This is a genomic window from Candidatus Benthicola sp. (assembly GCF_058719085.1).
The window spans coordinates 1-5,507 of the sequence record NZ_JBZQEK010000043.1; the positions used below are offsets into that span (position 1 = coordinate 1).

Here is a 5,507-nt window from a genome sequence, read left to right on the forward strand (position 1 = left end):
AACCTCGACTCCACGAACGGCGAGGCGGTCATGGATCTGTTGAAGGACCTGCACGCCGAGGGCTCGACCATCCTCATGGTCACCCATGACCCCCGGTACTCCGCCTACGCCGAGCGGACCATCCACCTGTTCGACGGCCGCATCGTGGAAGAGCAGTCGATCGAGAGCCTGTGAGGCGGACAGCGTGAGCGAACACCAAGGAAGCATCCTGGTCGCGGACGACCAGGCGGATGTTCTGGCGGCGCTGCGACTTCTGCTGAAGGCGGAAGGATTCGACGTCGCCACGGCAGCCTCGCCGTCGGAAGTGCTCGAGCTCCTCGAGCTCGACGAGTTCGACTGCCTGCTCCTCGACCTCAACTACACGCGGGATACGACGTCGGGCCAGGAAGGGCTCGATCTCCTGCCTCGCATCCAGGTGCTGGACAGCACCCTGCCCGTGATCGTGATGACGGCGTGGGGAAGCATCGAGAGCGCCGTCGAGGCGATGCGGCGCGGCGCACGGGACTACATCGAGAAGCCGTGGGACAACGATCGTCTCCTGGCTACGATCGGTTCGCAGCTCACGCTCGTGAAGGCGGTCCGACGGGCGCAGTTCCTCGAGGCCGAGAACCAGATGCTGAGGGACGCGGACGTGCCGGAGCTGATCGCGGACTCCCGAAGCATGCAACCGGTTCTTCGACTGATCGAACGGGTGGGCCCTTCGGACGCGAACGTCCTTATCACGGGCGAACCCGGCACGGGCAAGGAAGTGGTGGCCCGGTGGCTCCATTTCAAGTCCGATCGATCGGATCGGCCCCTGGTGACCGTGAACACGGGAGGGCTGTCGGAGGGCGTGTTCGAGAGCGAGATGTTCGGTCACGTGAAGGGAGCGTTCACGGACGCCAAGACCGATCGCGTCGGCTACTTCGAGCTGGCCGGACACGGGACCCTCTTCCTGGATGAGATCGGAAACGTCCCGCTCACCCAGCAGGCCAAGCTGCTCCGCGTGCTCGAGTCCGGTGAGTTCCAGCGGGTCGGCTCCTCGAAGGCACGCAAGGTGGACGTCCGCATCCTCACCGCCACCAACTCGAACCTGGAGCGTTCCGTCGCGGAGGGCACGTTTCGAGAAGACCTCTACTACCGGCTCAACACGGTCGAAATCCAGCTGCCGCCCCTGCGAGAGCGCAGGGAGGACATTCCGCTCCTGGCCGCTCACTTCCTCCGAATCAGTGGAGGCAAGTACGGACGACCCGACATGACCTTCTCGGCCGCAGCCATGGACGCCCTGCTCCGCCATCCGTGGCCCGGCAACGTTCGGGAACTCAGGCACTCGGTGGAACGGGCCGTCCTGCTCACGGAGAATCACGCTGTCGACGTGGAGCACCTGGGCCTCCGGCAGGCGACCGAAGGGTCGCTGAGGCTGGAGGCGGTGCCGCTCGAAGAGGCGGAACGTATCCTCATCCGGAAGGCTCTTTCCCGAAACCGGGGCAACGTCAGTCGGGCGGCGGACGACCTGGGCCTGAGCCGCAGCGCGCTCTACCGGCGTCTGAAGCGGCACGGCCTGCACGCCTGATCCCTGCGAGGAAGGCCGCACATGATACCGGCCGGCGTCAGGAGACAGATCCGCAGGCGACTCACCTACCAGAGGGCGATCCCTTTCCTCGCCGTCCTGTCCGGCATTCCGGCCGTGCTCGTGGCGCTCTTCCTCGTCTGGACCGGGGATCACGCCAGCCGGACGCAGTGGACGGTCACGGTGTTCGTGCTCGGGTCCTGGGTCGCCCTGCTCCTGGCCATGCGCGACCGGCTGGTGCGACCGCTGCACGCCGTATCCAACATGCTCGAGGCGCTGCGCGAGGGAGACTATTCGATGCGCACTCGCGCCCCCGCGAAGGACGACGCCCTCGGGCTGATCCTCCACGAGGTCAACCAGCTGGCGAGCTCGTTCCACAACCAGAGGCTCGATGCGCTCGAGGCCTCGAACCTCCTCACCCGGGTGATGACGGTCATCGACGTGGCCATGTTCGCCTTCGACGACCGGGACCGCCTGCGGCTCATCAATCGGGCCGGAGAGGACCTGCTGGGACGAAAGGGAGAGGCCGTGCTCGGATTCACCGCCGAGGAGCTCGGACTCGAGTCCTGCCTTTCGGGTGAGACCCCGCGGGTCATGGACGTCACGGTCGCCGACGGGCTCGGGCGCTGGGAGCTCCGCCGGCGGAGCTTCCGCTGGGAGGCCCGCCCGCACCGCCTCGTAGTGCTGGCCGATTTGAGCCAGGTGCTGCGAGAGGAGGAAAGGGTGGCGTGGCAGCGCCTCATCCGGGTGCTCAGCCACGAGATCAACAACTCCCTCACCCCGATCAAGTCGATCGCCACGAGCCTCAGCGCTCTGCTCGAGCGCAGGTATGCCGATAGCGAAGAGGCCGACGACCTCCGGGAGGGACTACAGGTGATCGCCGGCCGGTCCGAGGCGCTCGGTCGCTTCATGTCCTCCTACGCCCGACTCGCCAAGCTTCCGCACCCACAGCGACGATCGCTCAGCGTGCGTGACTGGGTGAAGCGGGTAGCCAGCCTCGAGTCCCGCGTGCGCGTGGAGGTGATCGACAGTCCCGACGTCACGATCGAAGCGGATGGCGATCAGCTCGACCAGCTGTTGATCAATCTGCTGGACAATGCAGTCGACGCATCTCTGGAGACGGAGGGAGGCGTGCGGATCAGCTGGTCGAGCCAACTCGGTCAGCTTCGGGTTCGAATCGAGGACGAAGGACCGGGTCTCGCTCAGACGGCCAACCTGTTCGTGCCCTTCTTCACCACGAAGCCGAAAGGGTCGGGCATTGGACTCGCCCTGAGCCGGCAGATCGCGGAAGCCCACGGCGGACGCGTGCGCCTCGCGAACCGCAAGGACGGCCCGGGCTGCGTGGCGGAGGTGTGGCTCCCCGAACGGCCGTCGGGAGTGCCTGCAATCGACGCCTGAGGCTCAGCGCTGACCGGTTGCGTCGCGCCCGATCCGTTCGTGCACCTTCAGGGGGTCGTGCGCAGGGCGTTGAACAGCAGAGGAAAGGTGGCCAGCGAGATCCCGCGTTGCTGCGGGTCGATTCCGTACAGCACGACCCTTCCGTTCCCGACCGGGATGTCCACGACCGCCGCGGCCCCGGCCAGGGATCCGATCCCGCGCACCCAGCCACTGAGCACGCGAGGCCGCTCACCATAGGCGGCCACAGGCACCGCGTCACTGCCCGCCGGGAGGTCGAACGCCGCGCCTCCCTCGATCCAGGCTGCACCATCGACCGGCATCCCCCGGCCGACGGTGCTCGTCGTATCGACCCTCAGCGTAATCTGCGCGCCAGGCGCGAAGAACTCGTCTCGTGGGCGCTCCCGCAGACGATCGACCACACCGAGGCCCAGTCGATCCGACACCCATCCGGTCGAGCGGCCGAGCGCGACCAGCGTCCCTCCTTCTTCCACGAAGCGGCGCAGGCCCACCGCCCCGGCCGCGCCGAGCCCACCCGTGTACTCCACCGGCATGGCCCCGGGCTCCCAGCCGCGCTCCAGCACCTCCGGGTCGACGGAGGGAAGCACCAGGCTCGTGAAGCGGCGAGTGAGGTCACCCTGGCGTACCTCCCGATCGCGCACCGTCGCGTACGGTATCTCGTATCGGTCGAACAGCCAGCGGGTCCACCCCTCATCCGGGATGGGAAACCACGGCTGGTAGAGGCCGACCAGCAGGCCGGGCTCCCCCGACACCCCCGGCACGTGCCGCGCCGGGGCGGCGTAGGGTCTTTCGAACGGCTCCGTGTCGCCCACCGGAAGGCGTCCCGCCGCCACCGCACGGAGCCCGAGGAACAGGGGGAGATTATGGGCCGTCACGTCGTACGGCTCCGTCGCCCCTCCCTCGGGGTGCAGACGACCTCCGGGATACCGCTGTGGGGCCAGCACCATCTGGGCGAAGGCAGCGTACGGCTGTCGCATCGAAATGACGAGGCTTCCGGCAGGCCACTCGGAATCACCCGCCTGAAGGCCCCTCGGCGCCACCCGCAGCTCCACCCCGGCTGTCGTCAGGATGCGCACCAGTTCGGCTCTTGCCTCTGCCGTTCCGGGGTCGGCCGGAATGATCCAGGCGCGAGGCCACTCGGGCCATCCGGCCACCGCCCGCTCTCCCACGGCTACGAAGTTCTCGAGCCACGCCTGTCTCGAGGCCACCGCGTTCCCCAGAAGCGACAGGGCACCGGCCTCCATGTAGGCGACGATGTCCGCCATCCCCCACCGTCCCCCGCTCCACGGCACCGGTACGTTCCAGGCCCGTTCGGCTCCAGCACCCCCCGGTGCCGATTCGAGCTCCTCCGGCAGAACCTCGAGGGGGCTGGCGAGCCGGGCGCTGGCGGTCTCGCTGAGCAACCTGACCGCCCCGTGGTAGTGTGCGTACGCCCGTCCCGGACTCCAGGCATCGTATCGAGCGTGGACCGCGACGCCCTCCTTTCCCTGGCGGATCAGGTCCCACGCGATGGCGGTGCCGAGCGCATTCGTCGCCGCGACGAGAAGCGGATCGACGTTCGGCTCGATCGGATCCAGCCACGGGGGGACGAAGAAGCGGCTGCCGAACAGTCCCTGCTGGTGCATGTCGTGTACGACCTGCGGATGCCACTTCCGGTAGACTTGCTCCACCACGTTCCGGGTCTCGACCTGGGTGAACGAATACCAGTCGCGGTTGTTGTCATGCCCCGTGTAGTGGTGGTAGAGGAACGGCGGAGGCAATCCTTCCCATGGCGTTCCCAGGGAACCGCGATACCAATCCGCCACCATGTCGACTCCGTCCGGGTTCACGGCGGGCACGATCAGAACGACGCTTTCCCTGAGAATCCGCAGGGTCGCCGAGTCCGTGGCGGTGGCCAGCCGATACGCCAGGTTGAGGGGCACGAGACTGCCTCCGACCTCGATCGGATGGACGCCCGCCGTGACCAGCACGACCAGGCGACCGGAGCGCGTCAGCTGCCGCCTCTCCTCCGGGTCCGTCAGCTGCCGGGGATCGGCGAGCTTGGCCTGCTGGACCCGGATCTCCGGCAATCTTCTCTGGTTGCTCGTGTCCGTGACCGTCAGGAGGAGCATGGGACGGTCGAGGGTGCTCCGCCCGATGGTGTCGAGGCGCACCCGATCGCTCCGCCGAGCGAGGACCTCCAGGTAGCCCATCATCTGCCCCCAGTCCGCCAATTCTCGGTCGGCGCCGGGCTGGAAGCCGAGGAAGGCCTCCGGCGGATCGGGCGGCAGCTGGACGGCGGCGGAACCGCTCGGCTCCTGGGCGTCCAGTGGGCCACCGGCTGGCAAAGACGCCGCACATGCCAGGACGAGTCCGGCCAGAAGGCGGCGTATCCGGCTCCCGGCGGGGCATCGCGTGCGGCAGGCGATCGGGCCCCGGCCCGGCGCCTCAGAGCACAAGGGCTGGAACATCGGCGAGAGAGCCCACGATGTATTCGGGCTTCGCGTCGCCCGGCAGCTCGCGCAGCAGCGCGTCGTCGAACTTTCCCGTCTTCACCTGAATG

The 5,507-nt window shown here is 67.9% G+C and carries 3 protein-coding genes and 1 pseudogene; 3 read left to right on the forward strand and 1 reads right to left on the reverse strand.

Annotation, left to right across the window (positions count from 1 at the left end):
- From AC36XV_RS03345 to AC36XV_RS03355, 3 genes and pseudogenes are all read left to right on the forward strand, one after another.
- Positions 1 to 174 (forward strand): annotated as a pseudogene (locus AC36XV_RS03345) (ABC transporter ATP-binding protein); the annotation flags it as partial.
- A gap of 10 nt (positions 175 to 184) precedes the next feature.
- Positions 185 to 1,552, forward strand: coding sequence for a sigma-54-dependent transcriptional regulator (locus tag AC36XV_RS03350; protein WP_492202258.1), 1,368 nt, complete (start codon positions 185 to 187; stop codon positions 1,550 to 1,552).
- Between the two features lie 21 nt (positions 1,553 to 1,573).
- Positions 1,574 to 2,947, forward strand: a complete 1,374-nt coding sequence (locus tag AC36XV_RS03355; RefSeq protein ID WP_492202259.1) for a sensor histidine kinase — start codon at positions 1,574 to 1,576, stop codon at positions 2,945 to 2,947.
- A 47-nt stretch (positions 2,948 to 2,994) separates the two neighbouring features.
- Here the strand turns inward: AC36XV_RS03355 and AC36XV_RS03360 are convergent, their stop codons facing one another.
- Positions 2,995 to 5,160 carry a M14 family metallopeptidase gene (locus AC36XV_RS03360; RefSeq protein ID WP_492202260.1) on the reverse strand — a complete coding sequence of 722 codons (2,166 nt, stop codon included), beginning with the start codon at positions 5,158 to 5,160 and terminating at the stop codon, positions 2,995 to 2,997.
- Positions 5,161 to 5,507: the final 347 nt, after the last annotated feature.

What these genes read in the sequence shown, in the direction of transcription:
- AC36XV_RS03355 (WP_492202259.1), top strand. Translation starts at nt 1,574, where the DNA reads ATGATACCGGCCGGCGTCAGGAGACAGATCCGCAGGCGACTCACCTAC.
- AC36XV_RS03360 (WP_492202260.1), bottom strand. Translation starts at nt 5,160, where the DNA reads ATGATGGGCTACCTGGAGGTCCTCGCTCGGCGGAGCGATCGGGTGCGC.